Annotated in this window: 18 protein-coding genes and 1 riboswitch; of the genes, 7 read left to right on the top strand and 11 right to left on the bottom strand. The window is 62.9% G+C overall.

Annotated elements, in window-relative coordinates; all coding sequences use genetic code 11:
* Window positions 1-49 precede the first annotated feature (49 nt).
* Both gshB and BSY240_RS12190 read left to right on the top strand, forming a co-directional pair.
* A complete protein-coding gene (gene gshB, locus BSY240_RS12195; protein ID WP_069042483.1) occupies window positions 50-997 on the top strand; it encodes a glutathione synthase in 948 nt (315 codons plus the stop codon).
* Window positions 998-1,190: 193 nt separating this feature from the next.
* Entirely contained in the window at window positions 1,191-2,720 is a 1,530-nt protein-coding gene (locus tag BSY240_RS12190; RefSeq protein WP_069042482.1) for a YifB family Mg chelatase-like AAA ATPase, read from the top strand.
* A 57-nt stretch (window positions 2,721-2,777) separates the two neighbouring features.
* Here the strand turns inward: BSY240_RS12190 and BSY240_RS12185 are convergent, their stop codons facing one another.
* From BSY240_RS12185 to BSY240_RS12175, 3 genes are all read right to left on the bottom strand, one after another.
* A complete protein-coding gene (locus tag BSY240_RS12185) occupies window positions 2,778-3,821 on the bottom strand; it encodes an HWE histidine kinase domain-containing protein (protein WP_069042481.1) in 1,044 nt (347 codons plus the stop codon).
* A gap of 115 nt (window positions 3,822-3,936) precedes the next feature.
* Entirely contained in the window at window positions 3,937-4,905 is a 969-nt protein-coding gene (cysK, locus tag BSY240_RS12180; RefSeq protein ID WP_054151220.1) for a cysteine synthase A, read from the bottom strand.
* Between the two features lie 176 nt (window positions 4,906-5,081).
* The gene (locus tag BSY240_RS12175; protein WP_069042480.1) at window positions 5,082-5,699 is read right to left on the bottom strand and encodes a LysE family translocator; all 618 of its coding nucleotides are present in this window, start codon (window positions 5,697-5,699) and stop codon (window positions 5,082-5,084) included.
* Between the two features lie 241 nt (window positions 5,700-5,940).
* Between BSY240_RS12175 and BSY240_RS12170 the strand changes: the two genes are divergently transcribed.
* A complete protein-coding gene (locus tag BSY240_RS12170; protein ID WP_442855984.1) occupies window positions 5,941-6,600 on the top strand; it encodes a LysE family translocator in 660 nt (219 codons plus the stop codon).
* Window positions 6,601-6,603: 3 nt separating this feature from the next.
* Here the strand turns inward: BSY240_RS12170 and BSY240_RS12165 are convergent, their stop codons facing one another.
* Window positions 6,604-6,906, bottom strand: a complete 303-nt coding sequence (locus BSY240_RS12165) for an NIPSNAP family protein (RefSeq protein WP_069042479.1) — start codon at window positions 6,904-6,906, stop codon at window positions 6,604-6,606.
* Window position 6,907: 1 nt separating this feature from the next.
* Window positions 6,908-7,810, bottom strand: a complete 903-nt coding sequence (locus BSY240_RS12160; RefSeq protein WP_069042478.1) for a DMT family transporter — start codon at window positions 7,808-7,810, stop codon at window positions 6,908-6,910.
* Window positions 7,811-7,916: 106 nt separating this feature from the next.
* Between BSY240_RS12160 and BSY240_RS12155 the strand changes: the two genes are divergently transcribed.
* The gene (locus tag BSY240_RS12155; RefSeq protein ID WP_150127463.1) at window positions 7,917-8,375 is read left to right on the top strand and encodes an Lrp/AsnC family transcriptional regulator; all 459 of its coding nucleotides are present in this window, start codon (window positions 7,917-7,919) and stop codon (window positions 8,373-8,375) included.
* A gap of 6 nt (window positions 8,376-8,381) precedes the next feature.
* Here BSY240_RS12155 and BSY240_RS12150 read toward each other — a convergent pair whose 3' ends face one another.
* The gene (locus tag BSY240_RS12150; protein ID WP_069042476.1) at window positions 8,382-9,263 is read right to left on the bottom strand and encodes a GNAT family N-acetyltransferase; all 882 of its coding nucleotides are present in this window, start codon (window positions 9,261-9,263) and stop codon (window positions 8,382-8,384) included.
* A gap of 7 nt (window positions 9,264-9,270) precedes the next feature.
* Window positions 9,271-9,747, bottom strand: a complete 477-nt coding sequence (dut, locus tag BSY240_RS12145) for a dUTP diphosphatase (protein WP_069042475.1) — start codon at window positions 9,745-9,747, stop codon at window positions 9,271-9,273.
* An 86-nt stretch (window positions 9,748-9,833) separates the two neighbouring features.
* Between dut and BSY240_RS12140 the strand changes: the two genes are divergently transcribed.
* A complete protein-coding gene (locus BSY240_RS12140) occupies window positions 9,834-11,417 on the top strand; it encodes a peptide chain release factor 3 (protein WP_054151212.1) in 1,584 nt (527 codons plus the stop codon).
* Between the two features lie 46 nt (window positions 11,418-11,463).
* On the opposite strand, the gene BSY240_RS12135 is transcribed toward BSY240_RS12140, so the two are convergent.
* Window positions 11,464-12,138, bottom strand: a complete 675-nt coding sequence (locus BSY240_RS12135) for an HAD-IA family hydrolase (protein ID WP_150127462.1) — start codon at window positions 12,136-12,138, stop codon at window positions 11,464-11,466.
* Between the two features lie 127 nt (window positions 12,139-12,265).
* Window positions 12,266-12,362, top strand: a riboswitch (TPP riboswitch).
* A 66-nt stretch (window positions 12,363-12,428) separates the two neighbouring features.
* On the opposite strand from BSY240_RS12135, the gene thiD reads away from it, so the two are divergent.
* Complete coding sequence (gene thiD / locus BSY240_RS12130; RefSeq protein WP_069043955.1) at window positions 12,429-13,244, top strand: bifunctional hydroxymethylpyrimidine kinase/phosphomethylpyrimidine kinase; 816 nt, start codon at window positions 12,429-12,431, stop codon at window positions 13,242-13,244.
* Window positions 13,245-13,324: 80 nt separating this feature from the next.
* Here the strand turns inward: thiD and BSY240_RS12125 are convergent, their stop codons facing one another.
* Window positions 13,325-14,236, bottom strand: coding sequence for a pirin family protein (locus tag BSY240_RS12125; protein WP_069042474.1), 912 nt, complete (start codon window positions 14,234-14,236; stop codon window positions 13,325-13,327).
* A 242-nt stretch (window positions 14,237-14,478) separates the two neighbouring features.
* Between BSY240_RS12125 and BSY240_RS12120 the strand changes: the two genes are divergently transcribed.
* Window positions 14,479-15,306: a class II glutamine amidotransferase gene (locus tag BSY240_RS12120; protein ID WP_054151210.1), complete on the top strand. Its 828-nt coding sequence runs from the start codon at window positions 14,479-14,481 to the stop codon at window positions 15,304-15,306.
* Between the two features lie 8 nt (window positions 15,307-15,314).
* On the opposite strand, the gene BSY240_RS12115 is transcribed toward BSY240_RS12120, so the two are convergent.
* A complete protein-coding gene (locus BSY240_RS12115) occupies window positions 15,315-15,668 on the bottom strand; it encodes an MmcQ/YjbR family DNA-binding protein (RefSeq protein WP_069042473.1) in 354 nt (117 codons plus the stop codon).
* Window positions 15,665-16,879 carry a bifunctional phosphopantothenoylcysteine decarboxylase/phosphopantothenate--cysteine ligase CoaBC gene (gene coaBC / locus BSY240_RS12110; protein ID WP_069042472.1) on the bottom strand — a complete coding sequence of 405 codons (1,215 nt, stop codon included), beginning with the start codon at window positions 16,877-16,879 and terminating at the stop codon, window positions 15,665-15,667. The genes BSY240_RS12115 and coaBC overlap by 4 nt, the downstream gene beginning before the upstream one ends.
* Between the last annotated feature and the right edge of the window lie 54 nt (window positions 16,880-16,933).

Here is a 16,933-nt window from a genome sequence, read left to right as displayed (position 1 = left end):
TCGCGCGGCGCGCCGCCTAAATCTGCTGGGCAATCGCAGGGGATAGCTCATGGCCAATATCAGAAACGTCGCCGTCCAGATGGACCACGTATCCACGATCAACATCGCGGGCGATAGCACTTTCGCGATGAGCATCGAGGCCCAGAACCGTGGCTACAAGCTCTTCCATTACACGCCGGACCGGCTCTCGATGCGCGACGGCAAGGTCTTTGCAACCGTCGAGCCCATGGAACTGCGCGACGTCAAGGGCGACCACTACACCCTCGGCGCGCCTGAGCGTGTCGACCTCTCGACCATGGATGTGATCCTGCTGCGGCAGGATCCGCCCTTCGACATGGCCTATATCACCTCGACCCATCTGCTCGAGCGCATCCATCCGAAGACGCTCGTCGTCAACGACCCGGCCTGGGTGCGCAATTCGCCGGAAAAGATCTTCGTTACCGAATTCGCCGACCTGATGCCGCCCACCCTGATCACCAAGGATCCGGCCGAGATTGCCCGGTTCCGTGAGGAGCAGGGCGACATCATCCTGAAGCCGCTCTACGGCAATGGTGGCGCCGGCGTCTTCCACTCGACCCGCGACGATCGCAACTTCTCCTCGCTGATGGAAATGTTCGGCCAGATGTTCCGCGAACCCTTTATCGCGCAAGGCTACCTGCCGGCGGTGCGCAAGGGCGACAAGCGCATCATCCTTGTTGATGGCGAGCCCGTCGGCGCAATCAATCGCGTTCCTGCCGAACATGATGCCCGCTCCAACATGCATGCGGGCGGCAGACCGGAACCGACCGAACTGACCGCGCGCGAGCGGGAAATCTGCGCCCGCATCGGCCCCGCTCTGCGTGAGCGTGGCTTCCTGCTTGTCGGCATCGATGTCATCGGCGACTACATGACCGAGATCAACGTGACGTCACCGACTGGCATCCGCGAGGTGAAGAAATTCGGTGGCGCCGATATCGCAGCACTTCTCTGGGATGCCATCGAGCGCAAGCGGGCCTAACCGACTGAATCCTCTTTGGAAGTTCGAGGCTTGTGCCAGTTGTTCAACTGGATGCAACCTGAAACCTATCTGAAGATGCAGGTGTTCCGCAAATGTTCTTGCGCACCCCCTCGTCTTATGCGAGATTGTTCTCGTCGCCACACGCAATATGAAGTTGCAGCGGTGACTTCAGGTCGATCGACGAGGGCGGGCAATGGTAGCGCGTGTCAGTACGGTTGCATTCCAGGGCATCGAGGGTGTGCCCGTCGAAGTTCAGGTCATGGTCGCGCCCGGCAAGACGGGCATGCAGATCGTCGGTCTGCCGGACAAGGCGGTGGCCGAAAGCCGCGAACGGGTCCAGGCGGCCTTGCATGCGTCGGGACTGGCGCTTCCTGCCAAGCGGGTGACGGTCAATCTCGCGCCAGCCGATTTGCCGAAAGAGGGCTCTCACTTTGATTTACCGATCGCCCTCGGCCTGATGGCGGCGCTCGGCGCCATCCCGGGTGATGCGCTCCAGGGCTTTCTGGTGATCGGAGAACTCAATCTTGATGGTACGATCGCCTCGATCGCGGGGGCTTTGCCCGCGGCCATCAGCGCCAATGCCATGGACAAGGGCCTGATCTGCCCGGCCGACAGCGGTGCCGAGGCCGCCTGGGCCGGCAGCGAGATCGATATCCTCGCCCCGCGCAGCCTGATTGCGCTAGCCAATCATTTCAGGGGCACGCAGGTGCTCTCCCGGCCGGAACCATCGATCCGGGCACCCGCGGCCAACCTGCCGGATCTGGCTGACATCAAGGGCCAGGAAAGCGCCAAGCGCGCGCTGGAGGTCGCCGCCGCCGGCGGGCATAATCTGCTTTTCGTCGGCCCGCCCGGCTCGGGCAAGTCGATGCTCGCTGCCCGCCTGCCCTCGATCCTGCCGCCACTCTCGGCGACTGAGCTGCTCGAAGTCTCGATGATCCATTCGATCGCGGGGCAACTTTCGGGCGGCAAGCTCTCCGATCGCCGGCCATTCCGCACGCCGCATCACTCCGCCACCATGGCAGCTCTGGTCGGCGGCGGTTTGAAGGCCAAGCCCGGCGAGGCGTCGCTTGCCCATCATGGCATTCTCTTCCTCGACGAACTGCCGGAATTCGCGCCGCCGGTGCTCGATGCGCTCCGCCAGCCGCTCGAGACCGGCGAATGCATCATCGCCCGCGCCAACCACCGGGTCTCCTACCCCTCCGACTTTCAGCTGGTGGCGGCCATGAATCCCTGCCGTTGCGGCATGGCAGGCGAGCCTGGCCATGTCTGCGCGCGCGGCATCCGCTGCCAGACCGAATATCAGGGCCGCATCTCGGGGCCGCTGATGGACCGCATCGACATCCGCATCGATGTGCCCGCCGTCTCGGCCACGGACCTGATCCGGCCCCGTGCGGCCGAAAGCAGTGCGGAGGTCGCAAAACGTGTGGCCTCGGCCCGCGCCCGTCAGCGAGATCGTTTCGAGCGTCTGGGCCTTCCGTTCAGCACCAATGCCCGCTGCTCGACGGCCCTGATCGAGACGCTGGCCGAGCCAGATGCCTCGGGGCTGCAATTGTTGCGCGATGCTGCCGAAAAATTCCGGTTTTCGGCGCGCGGCTATCACCGGGTGCTGAAGGTGGCGCGGACCCTCGCCGATCTCGATGGGGTGGAAACCCTGGGGCGGATTCACCTGGCCGAGGCGATTTCTTACCGCATCGCCTCCGAGCGGCTGGCAGCGGCCGCGTGACTGGCGGCCTGTAGGAGGAAGGGATAGGAGGAACGGGGCAGGAAGAGGAAGAGTGGATCAGGCCGGCACGGCCGTCGGGCGGAGCATGTCGACGGGAAGCGTGAGGCGCACCTCGGCTCCGGTCTCCGGATAGGCGATCTCCGTGTGGCCGCGCACGCCAGCGATGACGCGTTTCATGAGGGTCGAGCCGAAACCGCCCGATCCCGGCTGTGGCGTAAGGGGTGGCGGACCGCCGCTTTCGCTCCAGCGCATCACGAGTTGCTCGGTTCCGTCTTGGTCGGTCTCGATGTCCCAGATCAGGGATACCTGGCCATGGCCGACACTGAGGGCGCCGTATTTTGCGGCATTGGTGCCGAGCTCATGCAGGATCAGACTGAGCACGACGACGGTCTGGCCGCCGATCGGGACGCGCGGACCATGCGCTGTGAAGCGGGGTGTGCCGACGATAGCGAAGGGTTCGAGCGCCTGGAAGACGACGCTTTGCAGCGAGGCGTCCTCGCCTTCGCGAAGACCCCGCAGCAGGAGGTTGGAGCGGCCGAGCGCAGTCAGTCGGTCGCGCAGCCGTGCGGCCAGCTCGTCGGCGCTTGAGGCATTCTTAAGGGAAAGGCTGATGATCGCATTGATGGTGGCGAAGATGTTCTTGAGGCGATGGTCCAGTTCCTGGGCCATGACCTCCTGTTGTTCGGCCAGCCGCTGAACCTCCTCGCGTGTGCCGATCTCCTGACGATAGGCCTGTTTCATCATGTAGATCAGCGTCAGGTCGGTGGCGACGACGAAAAGGTAGAGCCCCATGGCGAGCAAGGTGCCAAGCGAGAAGTCGAAGCGCCCTGGACTGATGAAGAAGAACCAGGCCGCAAGGCCGGAGAGCGTGGCGACGATCAGGCCCTGCCGGACGCCGAAGACAAAACCGCAGATGATCACTGCGGGAAAGAAGGTGAGGAACGGGAAGCCTGCGGGTAGCACGGGGTCGAACCAGGCGCGGATCGCCAGTGCCATTGCGAAGACGATGAGGCTCGCGACATAGGTCGCGATCAAGCTGCTTGTCGACAGTCGCTCTTGAACGGAGGCAAACGCAGGCAGGCGGTGAAGTAATGCACGCATGGGGGCCCTTCAGGACTGCAGTCGACCTGTTGTGAGCTACTCTAGCCGGGGAATGGGGCGGCTGCAATCGAGGGGTGAGGAGGCGCCGGCGGTTGCCCGGCGCCCCTTCGGTGGCTTACTCGCCGAGACCGGCAAAGAGCGCAGTCGACAGATAGCGCTCGGCAAAGGACGGAATGATGACGACGATCGTCTTGCCGGCATTTTCTTCACGCTGGCCAAGCTTGATCGCTGCCGTCAGCGCGGCGCCCGAAGAGATGCCAACCGGTACGCCCTCGAGGCGAGCAACGAGACGTGCATGCTCGAAGGCTTCGTCATTGGTCACGGTGACGACCTCGTCATAGACATGGGTGTCGAGGATGGCGGGCGCAAAGCCCGCGCCGATCCCTTGGATCTTGTGCGGGCCGGGATTGCCACCCGAGAGAACCGGGCTGTCGGCCGGCTCGACGGCGACGACCTTGATCTCGGGCTTGCGGCTCTTCAGCACCTGGCCGGTGCCGGTAATGGTGCCGCCTGTGCCGATGCCGGAGACGAGGAAGTCGATCTGGCCGTCGGTGTCGTTCCAGATTTCCTCGGCTGTCGTCTTGCGATGGATTTCCGGATTGGCGGGGTTCTCGAACTGCTGCGGGATAATCGAGTCCTGCGTCGTCTCGGCCAGTTCCTGTGCCTTGGCAATGGCGCCCTTCATGCCCTTTGCGCCCTCGGTCAGGACGAGTTCGGCGCCGAGCAGGGCCAGCATCTTGCGGCGCTCGATCGACATGGTCTCCGGCATGGTGAGGATCAGGCGATAACCCTTTGCCGCTGCCGCAAAGGCGAGCGCAATGCCGGTATTGCCGGAGGTCGGCTCGATGAGAACCGTCTTGCCGGGCACGATCCTGCCCTGGGCTTCCAGGCTCTCGATCATGGCAACGCCGATACGATCCTTGACGGAGGCGATCGGGTTGAAGAATTCGAGCTTGGCGAGCAGATGCGCCTTCACGCCCTTTTCCTTGGCGAGCTTGTCGAGCCTGACGATCGGGGTGTCGCCGATCGTCTCGGTGATCGAGCCATAGACGCGTCCGCGGCCGGGTTTCTTCTGCTCAGTCATCGGTGTCTCCCTTATGATTTGGTTGGCGCGAGCTTACGCCCGCCGACCGGTCCTTGCCAGCATAGCCATGCCGCGGCGAGCTTGATCCGTGGAAAAATCTGCTCCGTGGGCCCGGTCGCATTCGTCTCCTGGTGAGAAAAGCGCCTGCCGCCTGTTTGTTTCATGCCGCGTGCCGATCAGGCCGCGCGCGCCGTGATATAGGCGGCGGTGCCGGCAAGGATGCCGGCAGCACTTCGGTTCAGGACTTTCAGCGCTTCCGGACGCTTCATGAGCCCGCGCGCCTGAGCCGCGAGCAGGATATAGGGCAGAAGCACCGCCATCAGCACGACGAAGGTCAGGCCGACGAGCAGGATGTAGTCGGCAAGTCCGATCGCCTCGAGCGGGATCAGCGTCGGGACAAGAGCGACGTAGAACAGCATGGTCTTCGGATTGCCCAGCGTCACCAGAAGGCCTGAGAGGAAGGACATGGACGGGCGCATGGCGCGCTCTGCCTTGATGTCCTGCGGCAAAAGACCTGATGTCCAGAGCTTCCAGGCGACATAGACGAGGTAGGCGGCACCCAGGAATTTCAGGATCAGGAAGGGCGTCACGAAGGTTTTCGCCAAGACGGACAGCCCGAGGATGACGGCGGTCAGATAGACGAGATCGCCGAGGATGAGCCCGAGCCCCATGAAGAAGGTCGGGCGAAATCCGGACCCCAGCGCCCGCGCGACGATGGCGGTCATGCCGGGTCCCGGGATGGCGGCGGCAATGAACAGCGCGCCGCAATAAGCGATGATGGTCGTCAGTGTCATGGAGGTCTTCCGCTCACAAGCCGTTCTATTAAATTTGAGAGGGATAGGAAAGCGCCTGGATTACAGCTCTTGCGCAAGATCCACGGCGATACACGCGGCACAAACCCCGGCGCCGGATGTCGCCTGCGACATCGTTGGCGTGGCCGTACCATGACGTCCGCCGTCGTCGCGATCGTGCGTTCCGGCGGACTTGTCTCGATGACACGATCTCGTTTGCGGTCGCTGGCGGACACGCATAGTCATGAAGGACCTCTCGGAGAACGCCCCTGTGCCCAGCGCCGCCATGCTGCTTGCCTTTGCCCTGATCTGCCTTGGCATGGTGCTGACACCGGGGCCGAACATGATCTATCTCGTCTCGCGCTCGATCTGTCAGGGGCCGATGGCGGGCCTCGTTTCGCTGGCGGGAGTGGCCCTCGGCTTCGTCGTTTATGTGCTGCTGACGGCGCTTGGGCTCACGGTCCTGCTGTTCGCAGTCCCCTTCGCCTATGACCTGCTCAAAATTGCCGGTGCTCTCTATCTGGCCTGGCTGGCCTGGCAGGCGCTGAAGCCCGGCGGCCGCTCGCCCTTCCAGGTCCGCGACCTGCCCGCCGACAGCAATCGAAAGCTCTTCCTGATGGGCTTCGTCACTAGCCTGCTGAACCCGAAAGTCGCCGTGCTCTATCTCTCGCTGCTGCCGCAATTCATCGATCCCGCTGGTGGCAGCGTGTTGATCCAGTCCCTGGCGCTCGGCTTCACCCAGGTGGTGATCAGCGTCACGGTCAATGGTTTGATCGCGCTCTCTGCCGGTTCCATCGCCCTCTTCCTGGCCGGTCGCCCCCTCTGGATGGTCGTCCAGCGCTGGCTCATGGGCACGGTGCTCGCGGCTCTCGCCATCCGCATGGTCACGGAAGCGCAGCGTTGACGATCAGAACAGCGGCCGCATGAAGCTGCGTGCGTAACGCAGGATGCAACGGGTCTCCTCGGCATAGGCGAAGGCCGCCTGGCACTCGGCATCTGCCGCCATCGCCGCGCGGTAGGCCTCATAGGCCGCGAGCGACGGAAAGCTGAACAGCGCAAGCGCGATGTCGTTTGCCCCTTCATGCGGCAGGAAATAGCCGTGATGGTTGCCGCCGAGCCGATTGACCAGCGGGATCCAGAGGGCCGCATAGTGCTCGAACTCCTTGAGCTTGTAGGGATCGATCTCATAACGCAGGCTGCAGGTGATCATGTCAGGCCTTTCGGGTTCCGGGTAGAAGATGTCGTGGCGTGAGGTTGAGGGTTGTGCCCACGGCGGCAAGCAGGATCGCCGCGCCGCCCAGCGCCTGTCCGGGCGTCAGCACATGGCCATAGGCCAGGATATCCACCAGGATGGCGACGACAGGGTAGAGGAAGGAGAGCGTGCCCGTCAGCACGACCGGGAGCTTCTGGATCGCCGAATAGAGGAAGGCATACATCACCCCGGTGTGCACAACCCCGATGGTCGCCACCATGGCCCAGCTCTGCGGCGAGCTCGGCAGTGCATTGAAATCGGCGAGGGGCGCAAGGATGACGATACCGGTAAGAACCTGGACAAGGGCGATGACATAAGGCGACGTGCTGCGCAGCCGCCGGGTGACAAAGGCGGCCACCGCATAGCAGAAGGCGGCCGCAAGCGCGAGCAGGATGCCTGTGAGATATCCCTGGCCCGCATGACCGCTGAGGGATGTTCCGCTCACTGTCATCGCCAGCATTCCGGCAAAGGCCAGACCCATCCAGCCGAGTTTGGCGGCGCCCACGCGCTCCCCGAGGAACAGCGCACCAAGCCCGACGAGCATGAAGGGCTGAAAATTGTAGACGATCGTGGTCACCGAGATCGAGGCCAGCGGATAGGCCGAAAACAACAGCAGCCAGTTCATCACCAGCGCCACACCGCCACCGGCCGCGATCAGGATACGCCTCGCATCGAGGCCCGAACTGGAAAAGGCCCTCAGGTGAAAGCAGAGCAAGGCGAGAACCGGAGCGCCGATCAGGCAGCGGAAGAAGACCACGTTGTAGGGGCTTTGGCCCGATTGCAGCACGAACCAGCCGATCGTGCCGGACATGACCATCGCAAAGGTCATGTCTAAGATTCCGCGCTTCGTAACATGGTTCATGGTCGATCTCCGAGTTTTCCGCAGTCTATGCCTGGAAAGTCGGGATTTCCTTTGCGCAAATTAGGTGTAGTCTCGCATCTGCGGAATTATGCGCAGGAGATCGGCGATGAATCCTAATTTTCCTCAAGTGTTGGATACGGCAGACCGCAAAATCGTTGACGCCCTCGCGCACGATGCTCGGCTGTCGCTGAAAGAACTGGCAGCACGCGCCGGTCTTTCGTCACCCGCCTGTTCCGAGCGTCTGCGCCGTCTGGAAGAGCGTGGCGTTCTCTTAGGCTATGCCGCAGACGTGTCTCTCGATGCTCTCGGCTATCCGTTGCAGGCCATCATGCGCGTGCGTCCGCTGCCGGGCATGCTGCATATCGTCGAGAAGATCATTCTGGAAACGCCAGAGATCATCGAGTGTGACAAGATTACCGGTGACGACTGCTTTGTGTGCCGCGTGGCCGTGCGCAACATGGCCGATCTCGACCGGGTCCACGACCGGATCACCGAGAAGGCGCAGACCAATACCGCAATGGTCAAGTCCACGCCCCTCAAGCGGCGCCTGCCGCCGGTCCTGTGACAAGCACTAGAAATCAGCCATCGGCGACAACATGCTGGGAGTCGGGATGTCGGATGGCTGAAGCCCGCTGACCATCAGGGCGCACGACCCATCATACGGTCTGGTGTTCCCGCTCCATTCGAGACGGTCGGTCGGGAAGAATACCTCGATGCGGTCGTGCGGAACACTCAATGCGCCGCGGATCTCTGACATCGACGGTATCTGGCGGGCGACGATATCGAGCATTTGCAATGTGCCGCGACGGAGCTTCCAGGCAAGGATGGCGTCGAAGCCGGGCAAGTAACTCAGCCTGATCTCCGGATCGAGCGCGGCATTGAGCAGAAACATTTCGGACTGGCGCACAACGGAAAGCTGACGAGAGACAGGCTCCCGATCGGCGAGGATCCTCAAGACAAGCGCAACGTCGTCCTGGTTTTCCAAGTCGATTTCCCGCGCCTCGGCGTCCGCAGGCACCGCTTGTGTGACCTCGCCGCAGAAGCAGAATTGCGGCACAACTCGAAAACCATAGTCGTGATAGAGTTCCGGCTTGCCGGTTAGAAGAAAGCCGGCCTCGAAACCCTGTTTGTCGACCCAGGCAAAGGCGCGCTGCATCAGATCGCGATAGAGCCCTTGTCCACGAAACGCAGGGCGAACGGCACCCGATTGAAACCCAGCCGCCTTGACGACACGCCCTTTTATGAAAAGCGGTATGGAAAACACTGAGAAATTGGCAACGCAACGGCCAGCGCCGTCGAAATAGCCAAAGGGCATCGAGGACGGATCTGGCCCGCCGAAGCGGCTCTGCAGCCCGATGTCAATGCCGAACACGTCCTGCAGCAGGTCCGCGAGCGCTCGGAAGGCGTTCGGATCTTCGAAATAGCCTTCTCGCAGCGTCAGCGTTTCCCGCATTGGATCTTCATACCCCCGTCGACCCAAAGCCGCCGGCACCGCGCGCCGTGTCGCTCGTCTCGGTCACTTCGGTCACGCGCACCTGCGTCACCGGTGCGATCACCATCTGGGCGATGCGCATGCCGCGGGTGATGACGAAATCCTCCTGGCCGAGGTTGATGAGCAGTACCTTCACCTCGCCGCGATAGTCGCTGTCGATCGTGCCGGGTGTGTTGAGGCATGTCACGCCGTTCTTGAAGGCGAGACCCGAGCGTGGGCGGATCTGGGCTTCGAAGCCTTCAGGGATCTCCATGATGAAGCCGGTCGGCACCAGCGCCCGCGCGCCCGGGGCAAGCGCCAGCGGCTCCGCATCGGACACCGCTGCCCTCAGATCCATTCCCGCCGCTCCTGCCGTTTCATAGGCGGGCAGATCAAGCCCTTGCCCATGCGGCAGACGCTTGAGGTTGAGCACGGGGCCGAGGATGTCGGTGCGGATGGCAGCCATGGCGAGATTCCTTTGTTTGTCGCGCTCAATTGCATATTGGCCGTCGAAACGCTAGATAACCGCCCGACCAGAAGGACTCCTGAGATATGGCTGAAACGCTCGCCGAGGCGGTCTCCCGCCGCCGCACCTTTGCTATTATCGCGCACCCGGATGCGGGTAAGACGACGCTGACCGAAAAGCTGCTGTTGTTCGGCGGTGCCATTCAGCTTGCCGGTGAAGTCAAGGCGAAGAAGGATCGCATCCAGACCCGGTCGGACTGGATGAAGATCGAACGCGAGCGCGGCATTTCGGTCGTGACCTCGGTCATGACCTTCGAATATGAAGGCCATGTCTTCAACATTCTCGATACGCCTGGCCACGAAGACTTCGCCGACGACACCTATCGCACGCTGACCGCCGTCGACGCCGCCGTCATGGTCATCGACGCCGCCAAGGGTATCGAGCCGCGGACCTTGAAGCTGTTCGAGGTCTGCCGCATGCGCGACATTCCGATCATCACCTTCATCAACAAGATGGACCGCGAAAGCCGCGACCCCTTCGAGATCCTCGACGAGGTCGAAGAGAAGCTGGCGCTGGACACGGCACCGATCACCTGGCCCGTCGGCCGTTCCAAGACCTTCTGCGGCTCCTATAATCTGGCCAACAACACCTATCGGGGCGGCGATGCCCAGGTCGAGCCGCTCAAGGTCAACGGTCCGCAGAGCGTGGCGGAGAACCTGCCCGAAAACGAGCGCCAGACCTTCATCGACGAGCTCGAACTTGCCCGCGAAGCCTGCCGGCCCTTCGATCGCCAGAGCTTCCTCGAAGGCCACATGACGCCTGTCTTCTTCGGCTCGGCACTGCGCAACTTCGGTGTCCGCGACCTCATTAATGCGCTGGGTGCCTATGCGCCCCCGCCGCGCGACCAGGTGGCTGACACCCGCACGGTGCATGCCGCCGAAGACAAGATGACCGCCTTCGTCTTCAAGATCCAGGCCAACATGGACCCGAACCACCGCGACCGCATCGCTTTTGCCCGCATCTGCTCCGGCAAGCTCGAGCGCGGCATGAAGGCGCGCCTGGCCCGCACCGGCAAGCAGATGGGCCTGACGGCGCCGCAGTTCTTCTTCGCCTCGCAGCGTCAGCTGGCGGATACGGCCTATGCCGGTGACGTCGTCGGCATCCCGAACCACGGGACGCTGCGCATTGGCGACACGCTGACCGAAGGCGAAAACCTCGTCTTCCAGGGCGTGCCGAACTTCTCGCCGGAAATCCTGCGCCGTGTGCGTCTGGAAGATGCAATGAAGGCGAAGAAGCTGAAGGAAGCGCTGCAGCAGATGGCGGAAGAGGGCGTGGTGCAGCTCTTTTCGCCGGAAGACGGCTCGCCGGCCATCGTCGGCGTCGTCGGTGCACTGCAGCTCGACGTCCTGAAGGAGCGACTGCAGGGCGAATACGGCCTGCCGGTGTCCTTCGAAATGTCCCGCTTCTCCGTCTGCCGCTGGATCTCGGCCGAGAACAAGGACGATCTGGAAAAGTTCATGACCCAGCGCCGTGGCGATATCTGCCGGGATCTCGACGGCGACCCGGTCTTCATGGCGCAGGACCAGTTCTCGCTGCGCTACGAGTCCGAACGTTACCCCGCGATCAAGATGGTCGCCATCAAGGAGTATCACGTCGCCAAGGCGGCGTGAGTTTGGTCGAGGGCGGTGACGGAATTCCCGTCGCCGCCGGGTCGGCTTATTCTGCCGCCTTGATCCGCAGTCCCCGGGACGCGTCGAACTCCACCCTCAGCTGCTCATAACTCGCAATCGTCGGATGGGACGTCTCCAGCGGATGCGCGTGCGTCGCCGTGATCACGGCGACATCTGCCCCTGCCGCTTCTCCGGCTCTGACGCCTGCCAGCACATCCTCAAACACCAGGCAGCGCGATGCAGCGAAACCGAGCCGCTCTGCACCGAGCCGGTAGCCGGCCGGATCAGGCTTGCCGATCTTCACGTCTTCCGCCGTCACGATCTGCAGCGGCTGTGGCAGGCCGGCGGCCCCGATGCGGGCGCGGGCAAGGGCTGATGGAGCCGAGGTCACGATCGCCCAGCGTTCGGCGGGCAAGCTTTTCAGAAAGTCGATGGCGCCGGGGATCGGCACGATACCGTCGAGATCCTCGATCTCGCCGCGCTCCACCTCGAGCGCTTCCTTCACCACATCGATGCCGGGCAGGTTCAGGGCGCTGATGGTGTCGATCCCGCGCTTGCCATGCATGGTCGGCAGGAAGGTTTCGAGATCCAGACCGTGCTTCAGTGCCCAGAGGCTCCAGACGCGCTCGGCAGCGGCGATCGAATTGAGCAGCGTTCCGTCCATGTCAAAGAGAAAGCCATCATAGGAGCGATCGAAAAGGCGGTCTGGCGCGTGATGCAAGGCAATCTCTCCTCGGGTCGGTTGGATATCCCGGCCTCCCTAGCGGCTCTGCTCCTCGGCTGCAAACGCTGAATGGGAATGACGAGAGACCCAGGTGACAGGAACGATGCTGTGGCATAGTCTGGCGCCTGAGAGACAGGGGCGTCTGGCGCAAGCCGGGCTGAGAAGCACCCTTTGAACCTGAACCAGATCATGCTGGCGGAGGGAGTCGCTCGGGTGTCGCGCAAGATAATCCGCGCTGTGCCCGCTGCGTCTCCGCCGCCTTGGGAGACGCAGACATGAGATCATCCATCATCCGCAACGTGCTGACCATCGCCGGCTCCGACCCTTCCGGTGGGGCGGGCATCCAGGCCGATCTCAAGGCCTTTTCGGCCCGCGGTTGCTACGGAATGGCTGCTATCACGGCGCTGACGGCGCAGAACACGACGGGCGTCTCGGCCGTCGTGCCGCTCGATCCCGGTTTTGTCGCCGAGCAGATCCGCATGGTCTTTGCCGATGTCAGGGTCGATGCGGTGAAGATCGGCATGATCGCCAATGCTGGCATTGCCTCGGCCGTCGCCGAAGCACTGAAAGCCTATCGCGGCATCCCTGTTGTTCTCGATCCCGTCATGATCGCTAAGGGCGGTGCATCGCTGCTTGATCCGGATGCGGTCGCGGCCTTGACGGAGGACTTGTTGCCGCTCGCGACGCTCCTGACGCCGAACCTGCCGGAGGCTGCAGCCCTGCTCGGTGATCCCGAGGCTTTCGACCGCCGCATCATGGAATCCCAGGCCATCAGGCTGACAGCACTCGGACCCCGGGCGGTGTTGCTAAAGGGTGGCCATCTGGCAGGTCCGGAAAGCCCGGATGTGCTGGTTGCGGATGGCCAGGTGACCTGGTTCGAGGCGGAACGGATCCTAACGCGCAATACGCATGGCACTGGCTGTTCTCTGTCGAGCGCGCTCGCTGCCGAATTGGCAAAGGGGCTGGAGCCACAGGAGGCCGTGCATGTTGCCAAGGCCTGGCTGGCGGAGGCTGTTCGGCGTTCCGATGCGCTGACCGTTGGTTCAGGACATGGGCCGGTGCATCATTTCCACGCGCTCTGGCCGGCGCCTGCACAGACTTGATCTCTGAGGCGGTGTATGCAGACAAAAAAGAAAACCCGGCGCTGGAGACGCCGGGTTGAAGTGAACTTGACTGCGTGGGGTTAATGATCGGCCTTGATAAAGGTTCCGTTCTGCAGCTCCTTCATCGCCTGCATAAGTTCTTCCCGCGTGTTCATGACGATCGGACCATGCCAGGCGACCGGCTCCTTGATCGGCTTGCCGGTGACCAGCAGGAAGCGGATGCCCTGTTCGCCGGCCTGAACGGTGATCTCGTCGCCGGTGTCGAAAACGACAAGCGTCCGGTTGCCGGAGAGGTCGCGGATATTCAGCTCTTCGCCCATATATTCCTTCTCGACCTTGACGCCGAAGGGCTTGGACGCGTCCCGGAACGAGCCGGAGCCTGCAAAAATATAGGCAAACGCCGAGCGATAGGTGTCGACCGGGAAGGTCTTGCGCTTGCCCGGCGGCACGGAGATGTCGAGATAGACGGGTTCAGCGGCGATGCCGTCTACCGGGCCATTCTTGCCCCAGAAGTCGCCGCAGATCACGCGCACCGCCGTGCCGTCGTCATCGATGACGACGGGGATCTCGGGCGACTTGATGTCCTGGTAGCGCGGTTTGGTCATCTTCAGTGAGGAGGGCAGGTTGGCCCAGAGCTGAAAGCCATGCATGCGCCCCGCGAAATCGCCCTTTGGCATTTCCTGGTGCAGGATGCCGCTGCCCGCGGTCATCCATTGCAGGTCGCCAGCGCCCAGCATGCCCTGGTTGCCCAGGCTGTCGCCATGCTCGACGGTGCCGGCCAGCACATAGGTGATCGTCTCGATGCCGCGATGCGGATGCCAGGGGAACCCGCGGACGTAGTCCATCGGCTCGTCGTTGCGGAAGTCGTCCATCATCAGGAAGGGGTCGGTCATCGAGGGATCGCCGAACCCGAAGACGCGGTGCAGCTTGACGCCGGCGCCTTCCATGGTCGGCGTGGCGCGGCTCTCATGCTTGACAGGGCGAATGGACATTGGCGGACCTCCTCGGGGAACGGGCTCGTTGCTTGGGAAGCAATATAGGCGAGAGAACCATGGCACGCAGGCCCGCCGGGCAGAACGCAGTGTTCACTTTTGTGCCAGTCGACAGCAGGAAGAATGTTGCACTGCCCGACAAAATTTTGTCATGAAGGATGCGATGTTTGCAAATCATTAGTCTATCGGGCGAAGACTACCGAAGATTCGCAGTCGGTCGATGGACCTGGGGCAGAATTCATATGTGTCGTTGGGCAGCTTACCGTGGTGTTCCGATCTTCCTCGAGGAGCTGGTGACCTCGCCTGCGCATTCCCTTATCGAGCAATCGCATTGCGCAACCCGCGCCAAGACCGCCACCAACGGCGATGGCTTCGGTCTCGCCTGGTATGGTGACCGCCCCGAGCCGGGCCGCTTCCGGGATGTGCTGCCGGCCTGGTCCGACTGCAATCTGAAGAGCCTCGCAAGCCAGATTCGCTCGCCGCTGTTTCTCGCGCATGTCCGCGCTGCAACCCATGGCGCCACCCGCCGCGACAACTGCCATCCCTTCGTCCAGGGGAACTGGTCCTTCATGCACAACGGCCAGATCGACAATTTCGATCGCATCCGCCGGCCGATGGAAGGCATGCTGGACGATGAGCATTTCCATGCCCGTGTTGGCACGACCGACAGCGAACTGCTCTTCCTGCTGGCCCTTCAGTTCGGATTGCGTGAGCGCCCTATCGCGGCCATGAGCGAGGCCGTCGGCTTCGTCGAGCAGATCAGCTTGCATCTGACCGGCACCGCCCGCATCCGCATGACGGCTGCCTTTTCCGATGGCAAGACGCTCTATGCCGTGCGCTACTCGACGGACGAATATGCTCCAACGTTGTTTGCAGCGCCCATGGGGCCGAAGGGCAGCTTCTGTCTCGTGTCGGAGCCGCTGAACGACGAGACGGATACCTGGGTGGAAATTCCCGCAGGCAGTGCCGTGATCCTCAGCGAAAACGGTCTGGATGCCGCCGAGTTCAAGCCTGACGTCGAGCGCACACGGGTCGAGCAGATCCGTCAGCCGGCGATGGCTGCGGTCTGATCACAGCTTTACTCGACGATGCCGAGTTCGGCGCGCAGCTTGCGGGTCAGCGACGCACTGACCGTGCGATAGGAGCGGGTGAGATATTCCATAAGGTCGGCTTCGCCGAGCTCGCTGTCCGGTTCGACGCTGACCCATTTGCGCTTGGCGAAATAGGGCGCCTGTGACACGCCTCTGAGCGATGTCAGGATCTCGAAGCTTTCTTCGCTGACCTTGAACGTCAACCGGCTTTCACTGTTGGTGAGCAGCGCAAAGACCTTGTCTCCGACCTTGGCGACACGGCTGTCCCATTGGTCGACCTGTGTTGTGCCGGCAAACCCTTGGACAAAGGCCTCGAAGCCGGCGCGCGTAAAGAGGCTCATGCGCCTGTCCCGCCGATCTGGGTCGCGATCCAGAGTGCCAGCCGTTCGGCCACTTCGTCTTTCGAGAGATCAGGCCAGGCTTCGACCCCGTCGCGGGAAATCAGCTTCACCCGGTTGCGATCGCCCCCCATGATGCCGGTCTCGGGCGAGACATCATTGGCGACGATCAGGTCGGCACCCTTGCGCTCAAGCTTGGAGCGGCCGTTTTCCTCGACATTCTGGGTCTCTGCGGCAAAGCCGACAACGAGCCGTGGGCGCTGAGGATGATGGCCGACGGTCTTGAGGATGTCAGGGTTTTCCGTGAGTTCGAGCGGCGGCGGCGCCTCGCCGGGCTGCTTCTTGATCTTCTGCTCCGCCGAGGACGCAACGCGCCAGTCGGCGACGGCGGCAACCATGACCGCGATGTCGGCCGGAAGTGCCAAGAGCACGGCATCGCGCATCTCCTCGGCCCGCTCCACATGCTGGGTGCGAACGCCCGCGGGATCGGCAATGGTCACGGGGCCGGAGACCAGGGTAACCTCGGCGCCCAGGCGGGTAAGGGCTGCCGCAATCGCGTGGCCCTGCTTGCCCGAGGAGCGATTGGCGATGTAGCGTACGGGATCGATCGGTTCATGCGTCGGGCCCGAGGTCACGACGGCTGTCATGCCCGCAAGCGGTTTCGGCCCGGAGAGCATGTCTTCGACACGGTCCGCGATGTCGATCGGCTCGGCCATGCGCCCGCGTCCGCGCTCGCCGCTTTCCGCCATCTCGCCTTCCATCGGGCCGATGGCCTTGATGCCGTCACGTTGCAGTGTGGCGTGGTTCCGCTGTGTTGCCGGATGCGCCCACATCTTCGGGTTCATGGCAGGGACAATCAGCACGGGACGGTCGGTCGCAAGCAGCACTGTGGATGCAAGATCATCCGCCAGCCCGTTCGCCATCTTCGCCATCAGGTCGGCGGTCGCGGGTGCGACGAGCACGAGATCGCATTCGCGCGCCAGCCGGATATGGCCGACATCCTGCTCGTCTTCGCGGGAGAAGAGTTCGGTATAGACATGGGAGGCCGACAGCGCGCCAACAGCAAGCGGCGTCACGAATTCCTGTGCCCCACGCGTCATGATGGGCCGCACGCTCGCACCGCGCTCCCTGAGCCTCCTGATGAGGTCGAGGCTCTTGTAGGCGGCTATGCCGCCCGCGATAACAAGCAAAATCCGCTTTCCGACCAAGCTCATGAAGAAGAACCCCTAATCTTTGCCGCGCGACCCTAACGCAAATCGGGTCGCTGG

This window comes from Agrobacterium sp. RAC06 (assembly GCF_001713475.1).
Classification (GTDB): Bacteria; Pseudomonadota; Alphaproteobacteria; order Rhizobiales; family Rhizobiaceae; genus Allorhizobium.
Note: the sequence above shows the minus strand (reverse complement) of the source record. Positions and strands in the feature narration are given on the sequence as shown.

Bases quoted from the DNA above. Each gene is read 5' to 3' on its own strand.
- BSY240_RS12115 (WP_069042473.1), bottom strand. From the start codon at position 15,668: ATGAGCCTCTTTACGCGCGCCGGCTTCGAGGCCTTTGTCCAAGGGTTT.
- BSY240_RS12120 (WP_054151210.1), top strand. From the start codon at position 14,479: ATGTGTCGTTGGGCAGCTTACCGTGGTGTTCCGATCTTCCTCGAGGAG.
- BSY240_RS12165 (WP_069042479.1), bottom strand. From the start codon at position 6,906: ATGATCACCTGCAGCCTGCGTTATGAGATCGATCCCTACAAGCTCAAG.
- BSY240_RS12170 (WP_442855984.1), top strand. From the start codon at position 5,941: ATGAAGGACCTCTCGGAGAACGCCCCTGTGCCCAGCGCCGCCATGCTG.
- BSY240_RS12160 (WP_069042478.1), bottom strand. From the start codon at position 7,810: ATGAACCATGTTACGAAGCGCGGAATCTTAGACATGACCTTTGCGATG.
- BSY240_RS12140 (WP_054151212.1), top strand. From the start codon at position 9,834: ATGGCTGAAACGCTCGCCGAGGCGGTCTCCCGCCGCCGCACCTTTGCT.
- BSY240_RS12185 (WP_069042481.1), bottom strand. From the start codon at position 3,821: ATGCGTGCATTACTTCACCGCCTGCCTGCGTTTGCCTCCGTTCAAGAG.
- BSY240_RS12190 (WP_069042482.1), top strand. From the start codon at position 1,191: ATGGTAGCGCGTGTCAGTACGGTTGCATTCCAGGGCATCGAGGGTGTG.
- BSY240_RS12150 (WP_069042476.1), bottom strand. From the start codon at position 9,263: ATGCGGGAAACGCTGACGCTGCGAGAAGGCTATTTCGAAGATCCGAAC.
- coaBC (WP_069042472.1), bottom strand. From the start codon at position 16,879: ATGAGCTTGGTCGGAAAGCGGATTTTGCTTGTTATCGCGGGCGGCATA.
- dut (WP_069042475.1), bottom strand. From the start codon at position 9,747: ATGGCTGCCATCCGCACCGACATCCTCGGCCCCGTGCTCAACCTCAAG.
- BSY240_RS12125 (WP_069042474.1), bottom strand. From the start codon at position 14,236: ATGTCCATTCGCCCTGTCAAGCATGAGAGCCGCGCCACGCCGACCATG.
- BSY240_RS12155 (WP_150127463.1), top strand. From the start codon at position 7,917: ATGAATCCTAATTTTCCTCAAGTGTTGGATACGGCAGACCGCAAAATC.
- BSY240_RS12175 (WP_069042480.1), bottom strand. From the start codon at position 5,699: ATGACACTGACGACCATCATCGCTTATTGCGGCGCGCTGTTCATTGCC.
- cysK (WP_054151220.1), bottom strand. From the start codon at position 4,905: ATGACTGAGCAGAAGAAACCCGGCCGCGGACGCGTCTATGGCTCGATC.
- gshB (WP_069042483.1), top strand. From the start codon at position 50: ATGGCCAATATCAGAAACGTCGCCGTCCAGATGGACCACGTATCCACG.